Origin of the sequence: Pseudomonas sp. MWU13-2100 (assembly GCF_023242365.1) — a bacterium.
GTDB lineage: Bacteria > Pseudomonadota > Gammaproteobacteria > Pseudomonadales > Pseudomonadaceae > Aquipseudomonas.
This window is the reverse complement of record NZ_JALLIX010000002.1, coordinates 132,977-152,731: the sequence shown is the minus strand read 5'-3', so window position 1 is coordinate 152,731 and position 19,755 is coordinate 132,977. Positions and strand designations below refer to the sequence as shown.

Annotated in this window: 15 protein-coding genes; 12 read left to right on the top strand and 3 right to left on the bottom strand. The window is 62.3% G+C overall.

The window, feature by feature from the left end; genetic code table 11:
• Nucleotides 1-4: 4 nt before the first annotated feature.
• Nucleotides 5-901: an SDR family NAD(P)-dependent oxidoreductase gene (locus M5B99_RS02300; RefSeq protein ID WP_248802452.1), complete on the bottom strand. Its 897-nt coding sequence runs from the start codon at nucleotides 899-901 to the stop codon at nucleotides 5-7.
• Complete coding sequence (locus tag M5B99_RS02295; RefSeq protein WP_248802451.1) at nucleotides 898-2,445, bottom strand: flavin-containing monooxygenase; 1,548 nt, start codon at nucleotides 2,443-2,445, stop codon at nucleotides 898-900. The genes M5B99_RS02300 and M5B99_RS02295 overlap by 4 nt, the downstream gene beginning before the upstream one ends.
• 253 nt (nucleotides 2,446-2,698) lie before the next feature.
• Here M5B99_RS02295 and M5B99_RS02290 point away from each other — a divergent pair, with 253 nt between their 5' ends.
• The 12 genes from M5B99_RS02290 to M5B99_RS02235 all read left to right on the top strand — a co-directional run bounded on the left by M5B99_RS02290 (nucleotide 2,699) and on the right by M5B99_RS02235 (nucleotide 18,772).
• Nucleotides 2,699-3,691, top strand: coding sequence for an alpha/beta fold hydrolase (locus M5B99_RS02290; protein WP_248802450.1), 993 nt, complete (start codon nucleotides 2,699-2,701; stop codon nucleotides 3,689-3,691).
• 242 nt (nucleotides 3,692-3,933) lie between these two features.
• Nucleotides 3,934-5,211 (top strand): alkane 1-monooxygenase, encoded by a 1,278-nt coding sequence (locus M5B99_RS02285; protein ID WP_248802449.1) that lies wholly within the window; start codon nucleotides 3,934-3,936, stop codon nucleotides 5,209-5,211.
• Between the two features lie 138 nt (nucleotides 5,212-5,349).
• The gene (gene praA, locus M5B99_RS02280) at nucleotides 5,350-5,841 is read left to right on the top strand and encodes an alkane oxidation protein activator PraA (protein WP_248802448.1); all 492 of its coding nucleotides are present in this window, start codon (nucleotides 5,350-5,352) and stop codon (nucleotides 5,839-5,841) included.
• 170 nt (nucleotides 5,842-6,011) lie between these two features.
• Complete coding sequence (gene praB / locus M5B99_RS02275) at nucleotides 6,012-6,503, top strand: alkane oxidation protein activator PraB (RefSeq protein ID WP_248802447.1); 492 nt, start codon at nucleotides 6,012-6,014, stop codon at nucleotides 6,501-6,503.
• A 122-nt stretch (nucleotides 6,504-6,625) separates the two neighbouring features.
• The gene (locus tag M5B99_RS02270) at nucleotides 6,626-8,068 is read left to right on the top strand and encodes an outer membrane protein transport protein (protein WP_248802446.1); all 1,443 of its coding nucleotides are present in this window, start codon (nucleotides 6,626-6,628) and stop codon (nucleotides 8,066-8,068) included.
• Between the two features lie 368 nt (nucleotides 8,069-8,436).
• The gene (locus M5B99_RS02265) at nucleotides 8,437-10,962 is read left to right on the top strand and encodes an acyl-CoA dehydrogenase (RefSeq protein ID WP_248802445.1); all 2,526 of its coding nucleotides are present in this window, start codon (nucleotides 8,437-8,439) and stop codon (nucleotides 10,960-10,962) included.
• Nucleotides 10,963-10,994: 32 nt separating this feature from the next.
• Nucleotides 10,995-12,347 carry a 3-oxoacyl-ACP reductase gene (locus tag M5B99_RS02260; RefSeq protein ID WP_248802444.1) on the top strand — a complete coding sequence of 451 codons (1,353 nt, stop codon included), beginning with the start codon at nucleotides 10,995-10,997 and terminating at the stop codon, nucleotides 12,345-12,347.
• A 3-nt stretch (nucleotides 12,348-12,350) separates the two neighbouring features.
• Nucleotides 12,351-13,244: a MaoC family dehydratase gene (locus M5B99_RS02255; protein WP_248802579.1), complete on the top strand. Its 894-nt coding sequence runs from the start codon at nucleotides 12,351-12,353 to the stop codon at nucleotides 13,242-13,244.
• Nucleotides 13,241-14,539 (top strand): acetyl-CoA C-acetyltransferase, encoded by a 1,299-nt coding sequence (locus M5B99_RS02250; protein ID WP_248802443.1) that lies wholly within the window; start codon nucleotides 13,241-13,243, stop codon nucleotides 14,537-14,539. The genes M5B99_RS02255 and M5B99_RS02250 overlap by 4 nt, the downstream gene beginning before the upstream one ends.
• Before the next feature lie 21 nt (nucleotides 14,540-14,560).
• Nucleotides 14,561-16,282 carry an AMP-binding protein gene (locus M5B99_RS02245; RefSeq protein WP_248802442.1) on the top strand — a complete coding sequence of 574 codons (1,722 nt, stop codon included), beginning with the start codon at nucleotides 14,561-14,563 and terminating at the stop codon, nucleotides 16,280-16,282.
• A 264-nt stretch (nucleotides 16,283-16,546) separates the two neighbouring features.
• Nucleotides 16,547-16,951, top strand: coding sequence for a TraR/DksA family transcriptional regulator (locus tag M5B99_RS02240; protein ID WP_100943636.1), 405 nt, complete (start codon nucleotides 16,547-16,549; stop codon nucleotides 16,949-16,951).
• Between the two features lie 216 nt (nucleotides 16,952-17,167).
• On the top strand, nucleotides 17,168-18,772 hold the full coding sequence (locus M5B99_RS02235) for a methyl-accepting chemotaxis protein (protein WP_412548685.1): 1,605 nt from the start codon (nucleotides 17,168-17,170) through the stop codon (nucleotides 18,770-18,772).
• 130 nt (nucleotides 18,773-18,902) lie between these two features.
• Here M5B99_RS02235 and M5B99_RS02230 read toward each other — a convergent pair whose 3' ends face one another.
• Complete coding sequence (locus tag M5B99_RS02230; protein WP_248802441.1) at nucleotides 18,903-19,304, bottom strand: hypothetical protein; 402 nt, start codon at nucleotides 19,302-19,304, stop codon at nucleotides 18,903-18,905.
• Nucleotides 19,305-19,755 lie beyond the last annotated feature (451 nt).

The window sequence follows — 19,755 nt, the reverse complement described above, 5'->3', positions numbered from 1 at the left end:
CCTTTCAATTGAGACCACCGGCGTCACTGGCGTCGGGCCGGGTCTTGCGCTTGCCCGAGGGCGACATGCGCCGGGTGACGAATACCACCAGGGCCTGATAGGCGCTGGGCAGCAGGCGTACCAGCAGGTCCAGGGCATGGGCGTCGCGACCGACCAGTACGCGTCTACGGTTTTTCCGCACCCCGCGCAGGATCACCCGGGCCGCCTGATCGGCATCGGTGATAAACAGCTTCTCGAAATCCGCCCGGGCCTGCTCCTCGTTGTCGATCAGCAGGCCCTTGACGTTGTCGCGGATCCGGCTGGAGCGGGCGATGTCGGTCTTTATGCCGCCAGGGTGGACACAGGTGGCAGAGACGCCGATGTCCATCAGGTCCAGCTCCTGGCGCAAGGACTCGGTAAAGCCGCGTACCGCGAACTTGCTGGCGTTGTAGGCGCTCATCCCGGGCTGGGCGAACAGTCCGAACACGCTGGAGGTGTTGATGATGTGGCCGTTGCCGGTCTGCTTGAGGTAGGGCAGGAAGGCCTGGGTGCCATGGACCACGCCCCAGAAGTTGATCCCGACGATCCAGTCAAGGTCTTCCTGGCTCATGCCTTCGATAGTGCTCGACAGCGCCACCCCGGCATTGTTGAACACCAGGTTGACGCCGCCATGCTCGGCGGCCGTGGCGGCCGCCCAGTCGAACAGGGCCTGGCGTTCGGCGACATCGAGGACCCGGGTGGTCATGCGCAGCGGTAGCAGCGCGGCGGCCCGGGCCAGTTCCAGGGTCTGTGCCAGGCCCTTGGAGTTCTTGTCCGCCAGGGCCAGGTGGCAACCTTCGCGGGCCAGGGCAATGGCCAGGGCGCGGCCCATGCCGGCCCCGGCCCCGGTAATGGCGGCCACTTTGCCATCGAAGCTGTTCATGGGCGACTACCCTCTGAAAAGGGCGCCGGAGCGCCGACGGGGGCGGGTTTCGCTGGGGCAGAGATCTGATAGTCGTTGAGCTTGAAGGTCCGCGTGACCTGGCGGAAACGCCAGGTCGAACCGGGCCATAGGGTGGTGTTCTTGCCGGTGCGCGGGTCCAGGTACCAACTGCGACAGCCGCCGGTTGACCAGATCGCGCGCTGCAGCAGGTGTTGCAACCGCTCGTTGTAGCGGCTTTCCACCTCGGGCTTGACCTCCAGGGCGGCGATCCGCCGCCGGCGCATCTGCTCGAGGGCCTGGAGGATATAAGTGACCTGGGCCTCGATCATCAGAATCATCGAGTTGTGCCCCAGCCCGGTGTTCGGGCCGATGATCATGAAGAAATTCGGATAGCCCGGCAGGCAGGTGCCCAGGTAGGCGTGGGCGCCGTCGGCCCAGGCATCGAGTACGTCGAGGCCGTTGCGTCCGGTGATCAGGCCGCGGGGCAGGGGTTCGGTGGCCTGGAAGCCGGTACCGAAGATCAGACAGTCGACGGGGTGGCGCACGCCGTCGGCGGTGATCACGGCACCGGCCTCGATCCGTGTGATTGCCTGGCTGATCACCTTGACGTGGCTACCCGCCAGCGCCGGATAGTAGTCGTTGGAAATCAGGATGCGCTTGCAACCGATGGTGTAGTCGGGCGTCAGGGTCTTGCGCAACGTCGGTGCGGCAACCTGTCGGTGCAGATGGCGCACGGCAATTCGCTGTACCAGCTTCATCAACCTCGGATAGCGGGCGAAGGCAATCACCCGGCTTTCCAGGGCCCAGTAAATGGCCGAGCGGGCCAGGCGCTGGGTAAAAGGCAAGTGCCGGAACAGCCAGCGTTCTGCCGTCGACAGTTCACGATCGGGTTTGGGCAGGATCCACGGTGGTGTGCGTTGGAACAGGCTCAGGTGTGCGACCCGAGGGGCGATCTGCGGCACGAACTGGATCGCGCTGGCCCCGGTACCGATCACCGCCACCCGTTTGCCTTCCAGTGCATAGTCATGATCCCAGTGCTGGGAATGGAAGCTTTTGCCCTGAAAGTCCGCCAGCCCGGGAATATCCGGCAGCGCGGGACGCGAGAGCCCGCCCATGCCGGAAATCAGCACCCGCGCCGACAGCTGGTACCCGCTGGCAAAGCCCAGGGTCCAGCGTTGTCGGCTTTCGTCGAACACCGCGCTGCTCAGGGGCATGCCGAAACGCAGGTGCGGGGTGACCCCGAAATCCTCCGCGCAACGCTCAAGATAGGCGCGGATTTCCGCCTGCGGCGCAAATTGCCGGCTCCAGTGCGGATTGGGCGCGAACGAGAAGGAATAGACATGCGACTGCACATCGCAGGCACAGCCCGGATAGTGATTGTCGCGCCAGGTACCACCCAGGCTGTCGGCCTGTTCGGCAACCAGAAAGTCGCTGATGCCGGCCTGTTTCAGGCGGATGGCCATGCACAATCCGGCGAAACCGGCGCCGATGATCGCGATATCAACGGCTTCGCCATCTGGCGGGGGTGACGAGTACGCATTCATGGTGTGTACCTCGATTGTGGCAACGCCTGCCGCTGAACGGCAGCGCTGAATGAGCCTTCAGCATTGCATGGTTAAATTAAATGTTTTAAAAAATAATTTAAATAACTTACCTGAAAATATCGCCTACGCTAGTGTTCTGTCGAACCCTGGCGACTCATCCGACCGATGGGCCTGTTCATCAGGTGTAGGCGATTCTTGAGGTGGCAGCCAATCCCGGCGCTGCGCCTTGGGGCAGGGATGCGAGGGGCGAGCAATGGGATGGGGCGTTGGGATTGCACTCTTTGCGGCGGCGAATGCCGCGCTATGGGCCATCAGCTCGCGAATCAATCGGAATATCGAGGCTGCGCTGCCACCCGAGGGCTGTTTCATCGAAGTGGGTGGCGAACGGATTCATTATGTGGAGGAGGGCAGCGGTCCGGCGCTGGTGATGGTCCATGGGCTGTCCGGCTGTGGACGCAACCTGACTTATGCCCTGTCGCCACGTTTACGCGAGCAGTTCCGGGTGATAACCCTGGACCGTCCCGGCTCCGGTTACTCCTCGCGCAGGCCAGGTGCCAGGGTCGATATCCCGGCCCAGGCCGGCCTGATCGCCGAACTCATCGACAAACTGGACCTCGACCGCCCCCTGGTCCTCGGGCATTCCCTCGGCGGCGCCTTGGCGCTGTCCCTGGCGCTGGATCATCCACAGTCGGTTTGCGGCCTGGTGCTGGTGGCGCCCTTGACCCATCCCCAGCCGATCCTGCCCCCGGTGTTCCTGTCGCTGGGGGTGAGGCCGGCGTGGTTGAGGCGCTGGTTCGCATATGTCCTGGCCGCGCCCATCGGGATGCTCGGGCGCAAGGCCCTGATCAGGGCGGTATTCGCCCCCGAGTCGCCGCCCCATGACTTTGCCGAGCGCGGCGGCGGCTTGCTGGGCTTGCGCAGCTGCAACTTCTATTGCGCCTCCAGCGAGATCGCCACGGTGAACAACGATCTCCCGGACATGGTCAGGCGCTACCCCGCCCTCAAGCTGCCGGTGGGTCTGATCTACGGCTCCCGGGACCGCGTGCTGAGCTACCGCAAGCATGGCGAGTCGATGCGCGACAAGCTGCCAGGCCTGAGCCTGGAAATTGTCGAAGGGGCCGGGCACATGTTGCCGGTCACCGCCGTGGAGCCAGTGGTCGAACTGGTCCGCACCATCGCCCTGCGGGCAAAACCGCAACCCAGTCTCGCCCTGAACCTCTCAACCCCGGTGCCGGGAGCTTCCTGAGCGCGCGGTTTACCGGTCGATCAAGTGCTACCTGACGACATCCGACATTCGATAAAAAAATAGTTGACGAGCTAACGAAAGCGGGCTAAATATTTAAAAAAATGTTTTGAATGTTTTTTTTAAAAGTGCAATTGGGCGATTAGAATAATGAAAATAACGCTTTTTGACGCATTTGCTTTCTCTGTGCCTGGCCATTATTCGGCTATGCGCTCGTGTGCTGTTGCGACCCCGCGGAGGCTGCCATGAGCGCTTCCCTGGCGGCACCTGGTATCTGGAGCGATGGCAAACGGCATTGGTGGTGGCTCGGGGCCTTGCCAATGGCCACGCCACTGCTGTCCGGCATTTTTGCTCTCGCCACCGGCATCCAGTCCTTGTGGTGGAGCGGGGTACTGGTGATCTTCGGGTTGATCCCGATGATCGACGGCCTGCTCGGCGAAGACCGCAGCAATCCACCGGAAACCGTGGTTCCGGATCTTGAGAAACAAACCTACTACCGCTGGATCATCTACACCTGTGTGGCCTTGGTCATCCTGTCCATGATCAGCACGGCCTGGCTGGCGGCGGGTGGCATCGACTGGTTGAGCGGCGGCGGCCTGCTGCGACTCGGCGAGGCCTGGTCGCTAAATGGCGGCCTGGCGGCCCTGCTGGCCTATATCACCGAGCGCGCCCAGGTACATGGCAGCGTCAGTGCCTTCACCTACCTGGGCATGGCGATGTCCACCGGAGCCGCCACCGGGATCGCCATCAACATTGCCCATGAACTGGGACACAAGCCCCGACCACTGGAACAGTTCCTGGCGAAGTTGTCCCTGGCGCCGACCTTCTATGGCCACTTCTTCGTCGAGCACAATCGCGGCCATCACGTGCGGGTGGCCACCCCGGAAGATCCGGCCAGTTCGCGACTGGGGGAAAGTTTCTGGAGCTTCCTACCGCGCTCGGTCTATCACAGCCTGCATTCGGCCTGGCACCTGGAGCGCGATCGGCTGGGCAAGCTCGGGCTGCCGACCCTGCACTGGAAGAATAGCGTGCTCGGTGCCTGGATGTTCAGCGTAGTGCTGTGGGGAGGCTTGATCCTCTGGCTGGGCAGCGCGGTGATTCCTTTCCTGCTGATCCAGGGGATCTACGGGTTTTCGTTGCTGGAAGTGGTGAACTATGTCGAGCACTACGGCCTGCTGCGCCAGAAGTTGCCCAACGGTCGGTATGAGCACTGTTCGCCACGGCATTCCTGGAACAGTAATCGGATTGTCACCAATATCTTCCTCTTCCAACTTCAACGGCATTCCGATCACCACGCCTATCCGACGCGTAGTTATCAGGCCTTGCGTCACTTCGATGAGTCGCCACAACTGCCATACGGCTACGCAAGCATGATCGTCTGGGCCTATGTGCCGTTTCTCTGGCGGCGGCTGATGGATCACCGGGTGTTGGCGCACTATGGAGGCAATGTCCGTCTGGCCAACTTGCAGCCCTCCAGACGTATTGACTTATTACGACGCCACGGCACTCGTCACAGCGATTGAATAGAACCATTGAATAACATGCCCGCTTTTTAAAGTGCGCATGACGGGAACGCTCACGCCGAGGTTGGTGGATAACACCTGGGCGCAAGATGAAACGGACTCATAAAACAACAATAAGTACCAGGAAGGATATCAACCATGCACAAAGTTCTATTAACGGTTCGGGTGCTTGCGGTGTTGCTGGGTTTTTCGGCCGTGGCCCCGGCGTTTGCCGCCGCGCGGATGGAACCGGCCAATAGTGAGTTCAGCGCCAAGGGACCGATCAGTTTCGCCAAGAGCATTATCAATGCCGACTGCACGATTGAAGTCAGCGGCCGGATCAGCGCCGACGGCAGTTACGCCAGTGTCGAGAAAGTCGGTTTCGACGGTGGCCTGAAGTGCAGCCAGGTCGAAGCCACGCACCTGCCCTGGAAGCTGGTGGCCAAGGACGAGGGCAGCGGTGCCATGTCCGGCATTCAGGTCACGGTGCATGCGCCCTTTGTCGGCGGCGATTGTGGGCCGACCACGGCGGATGGCACCTGGAACAACAGCACCGGAAAACTCCAGGCCACGGCGGTGGCATTGGACGGTGGCTGCACCATCAAGACGGTGTCGATCCAGATGCCGCCGAACTTTCGGGTTGTGCCCTGAATTGAATAGCGCGTGAGTGCGCGGTTGTTAAAAAGTCATACAGCGGATTTTGAAAGTTTGGCTGGAAAGGGAAGCTCGGTCGCTGTTGCTGTCGTGGTACTCCGTGTTGTCCGTTAAAGGCCATTACCCCCGGCGAAATGAATCGCCATAACATGTGAGGAATAACAACAATGAAAGGCATCAAAACGCTTGCATCGTTCACTGCCATTGCTGTCTGCTTAGGCGCGGCATCCATGGTTAACGCTGCGACCATTACCAGCCCTGCCGCGGGTAGCACATTCAGTGCGCCAGGCACCATTACAGTGAGTTCGCCGGCTTCGGGAAATATTCCGGTTCAATGTAACATCACCTTCAGCGGCACGGTCGCGTCTGATAGTAAAACCGCCTCGATCACCAATGCCACTGTCAGTGGCAGCAACTTCCTGTGCGGTATTCCGGTGATGCAGAACCTGCCCTGGACGCTGACACCAACCTCTACCACCACGGCAACCGTGTCGGGGGTGAGCTTCAAGATTCTTTCCAACTGTGGTACCGCCAACGTTCTTACCAACTATGCGGGTGGCGCGCTGACTCTTTCGACCACCCCACAATCTGTCGGCACTTGCAAAATCACCCAGCTCAGCGTCTCGCCTAATCCGACCTTCGTGATCACCAACCCTTGAGGTCGGAGTGAAAACAACGTGCTGATCACTCGTTGATAAGACCGGCGTCTCCTCGGAGGCGCCTGTTGAGCGCCGGTGAGCCGGGATGACCTGTTGCGGTTGATAATAATAAGGAGTGGGGCATGAATAATAAGAAACAACAATTACATGTGGCTGTCGCATTGGCAGTTTTGGGCGGGCTGGTTGTCGCCGAGCCGATTCAGGCTGGTGGCTTTTCCACCCCGACCTTTGGCGCACCCGGTTGGGGCCGTGCTTTTGGTGGCGGCTCATTGTTCAAGAACGACCCGAGCGCCGCCTACAACAACCCGGCGGCGATGGCCTTTATCGATCAGAATGTCGCACAGTTCACGGTCGACTATGCCCGTATCAAATTGAAGTACAAGGGTACCGCCACCGATTATCAGGGTAATCCCGCGTCAACGACGCCGGTCAATCCCGATGGCTCTCTTGGCGATCCCATACCGCTGACGGGAAACGGTGGCGAAGGTGGTTTTACTGCCTGGTTGCCGACCGGATTCATGGTACTGCCGATCAATGATCGTTTTGCCTTTGGTCTGAGCCAGGTCGTTCCGCAGGGCATGCGCAGTACCTGGGACGACGACTGGAAAGGTCGTGACTTTGCCGTGGACACCAAGATCGAGACCGTGGGGCTCACGGGCTCGCTTTCGTTCAAGGTCAACGATGCCTTTTCGGTGGGCGGTGGAGTCATCGTGCAACACACCAATGGCTTCGTCAGCCAGAACCTCAACCTGACTGGCGCGGCGGCCATGTCCCCTGCGCTGGGTGGGATTCCCTTCCCATCGGGTGTTGGCTCGAACCTGATGCGCGTCAAGGTGGACAACACTTCGGTCGGCTGGTTTACCGGGGTGGTTTGGAAACCGACCGCTCAGGACACCCTCGGGCTGAACTATCACGCGAAGATCAAGAACAAGCTGGAGGGTAAATACAATATTTACGCCGATTCGATCGGTAGGGAGTACACCACCCAACCGGTCGGCCCCAACGGTGAGACGCTGGTGGGGCTGGCCTATCCAGGGCTCAGTCTGAATCCGGACGGTGCCAATGCCACTACCCAGTTGGATATTCCCGCCACGGCTGGTCTGGACTGGGTGCATGTGTTCAATGATCGTTTCACCCTGGGCGTCAGTGCGACCTGGACCCAGTGGTCCTCTTTCCAGAATCTGACGTTGAAGTCCGACGGCAATCTCATAGTCTCTATTCCCTATAACTACAAGGACACCATGATGTATTCGGTGGGCGGTGACTATCGCTTCACTGATCGCCTGACCCTGCGTGCCGGTGTGGCTTTCGACCAGACCCCGACCCGCGACTCGACCCGCGATCCGCGCATCCCGGACAACGACCGCTGGTTCACCTCCCTGGGCTTTGGTTATGAAGTCAAGGAAGTACCGGGGCTGAGCGTCGACGGGGCCTATTCGCACCAGTTTGTGAAAGAGTCGCCGATCAATACCCAGAACCAGGATCGCCTGGGCGGTTCGACCCTCAATGGCAAGGTGGAGGCCTCTGGCGACGTAGTCAGTCTGTCGACGACCTACAAGTTCTGATAGAGATCTTTGTCGTTGTGGAGAGGGCATCTGTAGCGGTCAGATATCTTAACGTGTCGCAAAACCTGTGGGAGCCGGATTGTCGGCGATGACGGCCGATCGGGCGATGCAAGGCTGACTGGCCCCATCGCCGGCGATCCGGCTCCTACAGGTGCGTGTTTCTCCCTGATGGCAAGAGATTCCCAAAGAACCGACCTGGTCGGTTCTTTTGCTTGGTCAGATGATTAAATATTAATTTGAAAAATAATTTTAAAATCGCTCTGTTCTTTGTAAGGTAGAAGCCAGTGAGTCGTCATGCTGATGATTGACCGAGGGTGATTTCACCACCGGCGCCCCTGGTTTCTCCTATCTGCACAAGAGGTGTGCTCATGACTTTCTGGTTGTTGCTGGCAGTGGCGGGGGCGTTGGCCCTGGGGTATCGGCAGGCGTCCGCGCGCCTGTGGTTGGCGGGCGTACTGGTCTGGCTGGCCAGCGGTTATCTGTTCGGCGTGGTCGGGCCGCTGGGGGCTGCCATCGGCGGGCTGCTGGTCCTGGCCCCGGCCGTGGTGCTGGCGCTCAGGCCCTTGCGCCGGGCCTTGCTCTCGCGTCGGGCCCTGGTCCTGTTCCGTCAAACCATGCCGGCCATGTCCGACACCGAACGCGCGGCGATCGAGTCCGGGACCGTCTGGTGGGACGCCGAGCTGTTCAGCGGCAAGCCGCGTTGGCAGCGCCTGCTGGGCGCCGCGCCGGCGCGTTTGAGCGCGCAGGAGCAAGCCTTCCTCGACAACGAGGTGGACACCCTTTGCGACATGGCCAACGACTGGGAAACCAGCCAGGTCTGGCAGGACCTGTCGCCCCAGGCCTGGCAGTACACCAAGGAGGCCGGTTTTCTCGGCATGATCATTCCCCGGCAGTACGGTGGCAAAGGCTTCTCCCACTATGCCCATTCCCAGGTGGTGATGAAGCTCTCGACCCGCTGCTCGGCTGCGGCGATCTCGGTGATGGTACCCAACTCCCTGGGCCCGGCCGAACTGCTCCTGCACTACGGCACCGAGGCCCAGCGCCAGTACTATCTGCCGCGCCTGGCCCGTGGCGAGGACATTCCCTGTTTTGCCCTCACCAGCCCTTACGCCGGCTCTGATGCCGGGGCGATTCCCGATCTCGGGGTGGTCTGCAAAGGCACTTTCGAAGGCCAGGAAGTGCTGGGTTTCAGCGTGACCTGGGACAAGCGCTATATCACCCTGGGGCCGATTGCCACGGTGCTTGGTCTGGCGTTCCGCGCCGAGGACCCGGATGGCCTGCTGGGCAGTCCGGGCAGCCTGGGGATTACCTGCGCGCTGATCCCCACGTCGCACCCCGGGGTGCAGCACGGTCGTCGGCACTGGCCGCTCAATGCGGTGTTCCAGAACGGGCCGACCCAGGGCAAGGATGTCTTTATTCCCCTGGAGTGGGTGATCGGCGGTCGCGCCCAGGTCGGCAATGGCTGGCGCATGCTGATGGAGTGCCTGGCCGCCGGCAGGGCGATTTCGCTACCTTCGGCGAATGTCGGCCTGGGCAAGGTCGCCGTGCGTGGCATCACGGCCTATGCCGCGATGCGCAAACAATTCGGCCTGCCCATCGGCAAGTTCGAAGGGGTTCAGGCGCCGCTGGCACGGATGGCCGGGCACCTCTACGCCTGTGATGCGGTGCGCAAGGTTTCGGTGGCCGCCCTGGATGCCGGCGAGAAACCCTCGGTGATTTCCGCCATCGCCAAGTACCACGTGACCGAGCGGGCCCGGGCCATCGTCAACGATGGCATGGACATCGCCGCCGGCAAGGGCATCTGCATGGGGCCGAACAACTTCCTGGCCCGAGCCTACCAGCAAAGCCCGATTGCCATCACGGTGGAGGGCGCGAATATCATGACCCGTTGCCTGATCATCTACGGTCAGGGGCTGATTCGTTGCCACCCTTATGTGCTGCGTGAACTGGAGGCGGCCCGGTGCCAGGGACCTGAAGGGCTGGAAGCCTTCGACAGGGCGATGTTCGGGCATATCGGCTTTGTCCTGGCCAACACCGTCCGGGCCTTGGCGCATGGGCTGACGGCTGGGCGACTGCTCAAGGCCCCGGCGCAAACCGATCCGGCACTGGCTCCTTACTACCGGCAGAGCGAGCGTCTGTCGGTGGTGCTGGCGCTGGTTTCGGATATTTCCATGGGGGTGCTGGGCGGGGCGCTGAAGCGCAAGGAAAGCATCACCGGGCGACTCGGCGATATTCTTTCGCAGCTGTACATCCTGTCCTGCGTCCTCAAGCGTTTCGACGACGACGGCCGACCCAAGGCGGATCTGCCGCTGCTGCACTGGGCGGCTCAGGATGCCTTGTGGCGCGCCTATGAAGCCTTGGGCGAAACCCTCGACAACTATCCTTCGAAAGCCGCCAGCCGGGTGATTCGCGGCCTGGCGTTCCCGTTCGGCATTGCCCTGCGCAAGCCCTCCGACCGGCTGCTGGCGCAAGTCGCCGAGTTGGTGCAGACCCCCGGCGAGAGCCGCGACCGGCTGTTGGCCGACGCCTATATGCCGCAGCCGGATATCGACAAGCTGGCCTATGGTGAACTGGCGTTCCGGCTGCTGCCCCAGGTGGACCTGATCGAAGCACGCCTGAAACCGGCCGTGCGCCAGGGGCTGGTCGGGCCAGTGCCGATCTCCCGCGAGGCGTTCACGTCCTGGCGGAACAAGGCCCTGGCCGCGCAACTGATCAGCGGTGAGGAGGGCGAGCTGCTCGGGCGCTATGTTGAATATGCCGACCATGCGATCCAGGTGGATGATTTTCCCCAGGACTTTGGTCTGTTGGAGGCGTTGCAGCGGCGTCAGGCGCATATCGATCAGACGGACAAGGGGCTGGGCAAGCGTCGGCTGGCTGCGGGCAACCCGGTTTGATGTTTTTTCTCGGTTTTTCTCGGAATCTATTCATGGCTGACGGTTACCTTTCCTTCGTCAATACTCCCTGGGGGCACTGGCTGGCCCGGACCCTGGGCCTGCCGCAACCCCTGCCGTTGCAACGCTATCGTCAAGGTCAGGCCGGCAACCTGCTCAATCCGGTGGTGCTGGCCGCGGGGCCCCAAAGCCGTCTGTCGGGCGAGCTGCAAAGGATCTTCGCCGCCACCGAGACCGTGACCGCAGTCCCGGCGACCGTCGATGCACCATCGACAGTCAAGGTCCAGGGGCTGGTGTTCGATGCCAGCGGCCTGAGCGATGTGCAGCAACTGGACGAGTTGTATCGCTTCTTCCACGCCAATATCCGGCGCCTGCGGGCCCACGGCCGGGTACTGGTCCTCGGCACGCCGCCGGAACACTGCACGGCACTCGGCCAGACAGTGGCGCAGCGTGCCCTGGAGGGCTTCGTACGCTCCCTGGGCAAGGAGCTGCGACGGGCGATCACCGCGCAACTGCTATATGTCGAGCCGGGCGCCGAAGGGGAAATGGACAGCAGCGTGCGCTTCTTTCTGTCCCGGCGTTCGGCCTTTGTCTGTGGCCAGGTGGTGCGGATCGCCGAACCGGTGGATGTGCCCAAGGATATCCTCTGGGACAGACCTCTCACCGGGCGCCGTGCCCTGGTCACCGGCGCTTGCCGTGGCATCGGCCTGGCCATCGCCCAGGTGTTGGCGGCTGAGGGCGCCCAGGTCGTCTGCCTGGATATTCCCGCCGTGGAAACCGAGTTACAGAGCGTCGCGGCGTCCCTCGGGGGCACCGCGCTGGCCCTGGACATCAGCGCGCCGCAGGCGGCCAAGCGGCTGCTGGCGTTTGCCGGCGAGCAGGGCGCCTTCGATATCGTCGTGCACAATGCCGGCATCACCCAGGACAAGACCCTGGCAAAAATGACCGAAGTCGCCTGGCGCAAGGTCATCGCGGTGAACCTGGAGGCACCGCTGCGGTTGAGCACGGCTTTGCTGGAGGGGCAGGCGATCAATCCCGGCGGGCGGATTATCGGTGTGTCGTCGATTTCCGGCATCGCCGGCAACCCGGGGCAAAGCAACTACGCCACCTCCAAGGCCGGGGTGATCGGCCTGGTGCAGGGCCTGGCACCGTTGGCGGCGCGCCAGCAGGTGACGGTCAACGCGGTGGCACCGGGGTTTATCGAGACGCAGATGACCGCGAAAATTCCACTGCTGATCCGTGAAGCGGGGCGGCGGATGAACGCGCTGGCCCAGGGCGGACAGCCCGAGGACGTCGCCCAGGCCATTGCCTGGTTGGCACATCCGGCCTCAGGCGGGGTCAATGGGCAGGTGGTCCGCGTCTGCGGGCAAAGCCTGCTGGGAGCCTGAATGATGAAAGCCGACTCCTGTATTCGTATCATCGACCCGCCGCCTTCCAGTACCCGTCTACTCTGGGCCGGCCTGCGCAGCTTGCGCAAACCCAAACTCGATGGCCCGCCGCGCTTGCCCGAGGAGCGACTGGTGCGTCCGGCGGTGGAACTGGTAGCGGCGGACATTACCGGCTATGCCCGTGCCTGTGGGTTCCGCCCCGAGCACGGGGTGCCGCTGTCGTTTCCCCATACCCTGGCGTTTCCGCTGCACTTGCTGCTGCTGACCAGCCCGGCCTTTCCCTGGCCGGCCAGTGGTATGGTCCACCTGGCCAATCGCATTCACCAGTACCAACGCCTGGAAGCCGGGCAGGCCTTGCGCGTCGAGGTGCATTGCGAACGTTGGGTGGCGCATCCCAAGGGCCAGGCGGTGCTGATCGTCACCCGGGCGAAAGGCGGCGGCGGCCTGGTCTGGGAAAGTGAAAGCCTGTATCTGCGACGCGGGGTTGCCGCGCCATTGGGGGAGCCTTGGCAGGGCGTATTGGACCTGGACGAAGCGGCCCTGGTGCGCACCCAGCGCTGGTCGCTACCGGCGGACCTGGGCCGGCGTTTTGCGCGGATATCCGGTGATCACAATCCGATCCATACCTCCTGGCTGGGGGCACGCCTGTTCGGTTTTCCGCGGGCCATTGCCCATGGCATGTGGACCCTGGGCCGGGCATTGGCGGCACAACAACCCCCTCGGCCACTGGCCGCCGCCGAGCTGGCCTGTGAGTTCAAACTACCGATCTTCCTGCCCGGCAGCGCGACGTTGTGGAATGTGCCGCCGACAGACACGCGCCATGAATTCGAAGTGCGCAACGCGACAGGCGACAAGCCGCATATGCGCGGACTCTTTATCGGCGGAGGTCAGTCATGAGCACCTATGGTTTCAATCCGGCGCCGGTGCGGCGGGTCGCCATCCTCGGCGGCAATCGCATTCCGTTTGCCCGCTCCAACACAGTCTACGCCCAGGACAGCAACCAGGACCTGCTGGTGGCGGCCTTGCAGGGCTTGATCGACCGCCACGGCCTCGAGGGCAAACGCCTGGGGGAATTCGCCGCCGGCGCGGTCATCAAGCACTCGCGGGATTTCAACCTGGCCCGCGAGTCCCTGCTGTCCACCACGCTATCGCCGCAGACTCCGGCCTACGATGTGCAGCAAGCCTGCGGCACCGGCCTTGAGGCGGCGTTGCTGGTGGCCAACAAGATTGCCTTGGGGCAGATCGACGTGGGGATTGCCGGCGGCGCCGATACCACCTCCGACGCGCCCATTGCGATCAACGAAGCCCTGCGCCAGATCCTCCTGCGAGCCAACCGCGCCAAGGGCCTGGGCGACAAGCTGTATAGCCTGCTCGGGGTGCGACCGGGGATGTTCTTCAACCCCCTGCTGCCGCGTATCGGCGAACCGCGTACCGGGCTGTCGATGGGCGAGCATTGCGAGGAGATGGCCAGGCGCTGGCAGATCCGCCGGCTGGCCCAGGACGAACTGGCGCTGACCAGTCACCAGCGCCTCGATGCCGCCTACAAGCGCGGTTTCTTCGATGATCTGATCAGTCCTTATCGCGGCTTGAAACGCGACAACAACTTGCGTGCCGATGCCAGCCTGGAGAAGCTCGCCGGCCTGGGGCCGGCCTACGACAAACACAGCGGCACCCTGACCGCCGGCAACTCGACGCCGCTCACCGATGGCGCCTCGGTGGTCTTGCTGGCGAGCGAGGAGTGGGCGCAGGCGAACAACCTGCGGGTGCTTGCCTACCTGCGAACCGGCGAAACCGCGGCAGTGAACTTTGTCGATGGCACCGAGGGCCTGTTGATGGCACCGGCCTACGCCGTGCCGCGGATGCTCGCCCGCGAAGACCTGACTTTGCGGGACTTCGACTTCTACGAGATCCACGAAGCCTTTGCCGCCCAGGTGCTCTGTACCCTGAAGGCCTGGGAAGACTCCGAGTATTGTCGCGAACGGCTCGGCCTGGACGCGGCACTGGGCTCGATTGACCGTAACAAGCTCAATGTCTATGGCGGCTCCCTGGCCTGCGGGCACCCGTTTGCCGCCACCGGTGGGCGCTTGTTGGCCACTCTGGCCAAGGCCATTGACGAGCGCGGCCAGGGCCGCGGACTGATCTCCGTCTGTGCCGCCGGCGGGCTGGGCGTAACCGCCATCGTCGAAAAATAAAACAACAACAAGGAGAGTGCCATGAGCGTCGCAAGCCTGCACAGCATTGACCAGCGTATCTGGTTGAGCGCCTACCTGCCGGGGGTTCCCGCCGATATCGAAACCGAGATCGACCGTTACCCGTCGCTGCGCGAGGTGTTTCTCGAGCATATGGAGAAGTACCGCGAGCGCGTGGCCTACGTCAGCATCGGCACCGAGATGGGCTACCTCGAGTGGGAGCGACGCGCCTTTGCCTTCGCGGCCTGGCTGCAGTCCCGAGGGGTGAAGAAGGGGGATCGTGTGGCGCTGATGATGCCCAATTGCCTGCAATATCCGATCTGCCTGTTCGGCACCTTGCTGGTGGGCGCGGTGGTGGTCAACGTCAACCCGCTGTATACCGCCCACGAACTCCGGCACTTGCTCAAGGACAGCGGTGCCGAGACCGTGGTGATCTTCGAGAATTTCGCCCATACCCTGGAGCAGGCGTTGCCCGGCAGTGCGCTGAAAAACGTCGTGGTGGCGGCAATCGGTGACCTGGTGGGCACGTTCAAGGGCGCGGCCTTGAACTTTGTGCTGCGACATGTGCAGAAACAGGTGCCGCGCTTTCATCTGCCCGGGGCGATCCGTTTTCCACGGATGATGCAGCAGGCCGCGCGGATGCATGCGAGGAAGGTCAAGCTGGCCCACGATGACATTGCCTTCCTGCAATACACCGGCGGCACCACGGGCGATGCCAAGGGCGCGATGCTCACCCACCGCAATATCCTCGCCAACCTGATGCAGGCCAAGGCCTGGGTCGGCAACCAACTGGATGAGAGCCAGCAGGAAACCAACGTCACCCTGCTGCCGCTGTATCACGTGCTGTCATTGACGGTGAACTGCCTGATGTTCATGTGCCTGGGCGGGCGCAATATCCTGATCGCCAACCCCCGTGATGTGAAGCGTGTACAGATGATCCTGCGCAAGGAGAGGTTCAGTGGCATTGTCGGGGTCAATACCCTGTTCAACGGGCTGCTGGAAGACGCCGACTTCCGTGGCCGTGACTTTTCCGATCTGAAGCTGGCGATTGCTGGCGGCATGGCCACCCACACCGCCGTGGCCCGTCGCTGGAAAGAGGTGACCGGGGTGCCGATCATCGAAGGCTACGGGCTGACCGAGTGTTCGCCGGTGGTCTGCATCAGTCCCATCGACATCGCGCGGATGCGCGAGGGTGATTTCAGCGGGACCATTGGCGTGCCCTTGCCCTCGACCTGGGTGCGGTTCATGCGTGAAGACGGCGAGTTGGCGCAAGCGGGCGAGGAGGGCGAGTTGCAGGTGCGCGGTCCGCAGGTGATGAAAGGCTACTGGCAGCGGCCGGAGGAAACCGCCCGGGTGCTGGACCGGGCCGGCTGGCTGTCGACCGGTGATATCGGGGTGATGAACGAGCAGGGCTTCATTCGACTGGTGGACCGCAAGAAAGACATGATCCTGGTATCGGGCTTCAATGTGTACCCCAACGAGATCGAGGATGTGGTCACCCTGCACCCCGGCGTCGCCGAAGTGGCGGCCATCGGTGTCGCCGATCAGGTCACCGGGGAGCGGGTGAAGATCTTCGTGGTGCGCAAGGATCCGGCCTTGACCGAGGCCCAGCTGCTGGCGCATTGCCGTGAGTACCTGACGGGGTACAAGGTGCCACGGATTGTCGAGTTTCGCACCGAGGAGCTGCCCAAGACCACGGTGGGCAAAGTGCTACGCCGCGCGCTGCGTGACCATTTGTCTCCTTAATAGGCGCTTTGCGGTGAATTTCTTGTTATAAACACACTCCGATACGTCTTCATAGGACAGGCGCCAGAGCGCCTGTATGGGCGTATCGGACGTTTTTGCTGTCATTTCAGTTGCTGACTCGATAACTCGGCCTTAGACTGCCGCCCCTCGTAAATTGAGTGCCGGGTGGCGCTTGGAATGGACGGCGCCTTTCTGTGCATCCCCTCAGGTGTGCAGAACGCTCCCTAATTCGCCTTAATGCACGTATTTTCTATAGAGAAATCAATGACAAAGGAAAAGTTGCTGGCCATGCCGGCGGACGACTACATGAACGCCGAGCAACTGGCTTTCTTCACCGAGCTGTTGCAAGCGATGAAAGTCGAAACCCACGAGCGTATCGAGCAGAACCGTATTGCCATCGAGAGTCTCGATACCCCGGCTGACCCGGCTGACGCCGCTTCCGTTGAAGAAGAACGCACCTGGTTGGTGAACGCCATCGACCGCGACCAGCGCATGCTGCCGCAGTTGGAACAAGCACTGCTGCGCATCAACGACGACTCCTTCGGCTGGTGCGACGACAGCGGCGAGGCAATCGGCCTCAAGCGCCTGCTGATCAGCCCGACCACCAAGTACTGCATCGAGGCCCAGGAACGTCACGAGCAGATCGACAAGCATCAGCGCCAAGCCTGATTTGCCCGCCTGTAGAAACCGGCTTGCCGGCGATTCGCGGCGACGCGATGTTTGTGTCAAGCCGCGTATCGTTAATCGCCAGCAAGCCCGCCTCCACACTTGACCCACAGCAACTATTGTTGATTCAAACGCCCTACAACTAACGGACCATGGCTAATGGCCCCGTAGTGGCGTTTAATGGGAAAAAACAATTAGACGCTCACGGTGGGTAAGTACATGTCTGGAGAAGGAATTCTGCCTGGAGTCGGGTCGCACGCGGATGTGCCATCAAAACCGGCGTTGCGCTGGCTGACACCGTTGATACAGAGTGTGGGACTGGCGCTATTGTTGTCGGCCATGGCCTTTGCCGACTGGTCCCTGGGGGCTTGCCTGCCCCTGGCGCTATTACTGATCTGGCTGCCGCGCCTGCGGATGCGCCAGGCCCCGGCGTTATCCACACAGAGCAGCGGCGACGCCCTGGCGCAATTGACCCGCGACCTTTCCCATACCACCAGTCATAACGCCCTGTCCGCCGCCGGCGTGGCCTTTTCGGTCAAGCAACTGGCCGGTAAGGTGCAATCGCAGCTCAGTGCCGCCGCGCAGATTGTCGCCAGTGCCGAACGGGTGATCCATACCGAGCAGACCACCTCGCACCTGAGCCAGCAGGCCCTGGGCTCGGCCAGTGAGGCCCGTAGCAGCAGCGCCGAGGGGCATGCGGTACTGGCGGAGTCCATCGGCCGCATGCACCGGCTCAGCCAGCAGGCCAATCTCAGTCGCCAGACGATCGAGGCCCTGAGCCTGCGCAGCGAGGAAATCCAGCGGGTGACTCTGGTGATCCAGGCAATCGCCAGCCAGACCAACCTGCTGGCTCTTAACGCCGCAATCGAGGCGGCCCGCGCCGGCGAGCATGGCCGCGGTTTTGCCGTGGTGGCCGACGAAGTGCGTGGCCTGGCCGGGCGGACGGCCACTGCGACCGACGAGGTCGGGGTCATGGTGGCCGATATCCAGCAGCGTACCGCCCAGGTCGTCGAGCAGATTCGCCAACTGGCCCAGGACCTGGACGGTGGCGTGGAGCAAGTCGAGGATACCGGCCGGCACCTGGAGAACATCGCCAGTCTCGCTGCCAGCGTCGAAGCGCAGGTGGGCGAGATCGCCCGCGGTGCGCAGAGCAACCGCGAGCAACTGGATAGCCTGTTCGTGGCGGTGGAGCAGATGCGCGGCGACCTGACCGTCAGCGACCAGCAGACCCGCCATCTGAGCCAGGCGGCGATCCAGATGGAAGGGCAGGCCGAGACCATCAGCCAGCGGCTGGCCGAGGTCGGCCTGGATGATTACCACCAACGGGTCTACGACCTTGCCCGCGAAGGGGCCGCACAGATCGCCGCCCGTTTCGAGGCGGATATCGAGCAGAGCCGTATCAGCCTGGATGACCTGTTCGACCGCAGTTACCAGCCGATCGCCAACACTTCGCCGGCCAAATACCAGACGCGTTTCGATCGTTACACCGATCAGGTGCTGCCGGCGATTCAGGAACCGTTGCTGGCTCGCCATGAAGGCCTGGTGTTCGCCATCGCCTGTACGCCCCAGGGTTATGTGCCGACCCATAACCAGGCGTTTTGCCAGCCCCTGACGGGTAATCCGCAGCACGACACGCTGCACAACCGGACCAAGCGCAAATTCGATGACCGTACTGGGATCCGCTGTGGCAGCCACCAGCAGCCGCTGCTGTTGCAGACCTACACCCGCGACACGGGGGAGCTGATGCATGACCTGTCAGTGCCGATCATGCTCAAGGGCCGGCATTGGGGCGGACTGCGCCTGGGCTACAAACCGGAAAAGTAAGCGCGGAGGGAGTCCTTGTGAGCGGGCTTGCCAGCGATGAGGCCCTTGAGTCTTGCGCAGCCCCATCGGCCGCCATCGCTGCGCTGCGGCGTCCCGGCCAGCCGGCTCTCACAAGGATTCGCTGCTGGCCTCAGGCCGAAGTATCAATCATTCCGGCCGTCAGCTTTTCCGCCATGAACAGCGCGGTGCTGGTGCCGTTCAATGCGGCGCCGAGGGCGGCGACCTGGGCCTTGGCGGGCTGGACTGCGGCTTCGCGCGCCGACGCATTGGGGTGACGGGCGCTTTTGGTCGCGGCCAGCTGCGCATTGGCCCTGCGCAGTCTTTGCTGCAGTTGCTCGATCTGTGCGCGGAGTTTCTTGACCCGCTCTTTCGCCGCCTTGCCATTACCCGCCAGGCTGTCGCCCAGCAGATTCGACCCACTGTCATCACCCGGCAACGGGTTAGACGAAAGATGGTTGGTGAGACTGCCGCTGTCGTCGTTTGACGACAGCAGGAAGGCAGGCGGGATCAAGGAAGCATTCAAGTTGATCATCGGCGATACTCCTGGAATGACGCTTGCCAGCTTATCGACCGCAAGGCAGTGTTCTGTAGCCTCGCCCGGGTGCTTCTACAGGGTATTTGCGACAGACTGGACACAATCGAGTACTTTTTGTCTTGTAAGATGCTACCCGCAGGCAGTTTGATTGGCCCGAATGGCCTGACGTGTTCTAGAATCACTTCCAGTGCCCAGGGGCTGATTTCATCCAGGGCATTTTTTGCAACCTGCATGTCGGAAATTACTTTTTTTCAAGAAGGCCTTCCCTCGCAAATTCAGTTGCCGGTTTCCCTTGATCGGTGCAATGCGGTGTTTTCCTTCAAGCGCTGATGACACTTCGCAGAAGTCATGGGACCTTATATCCATTAGGCTTTCTGCGCACCGGTGAGCATCGCCAAACCGCGCGGGCAAACATCAGGGCTTTCTATTCGGTAACCGACGGCAGTGA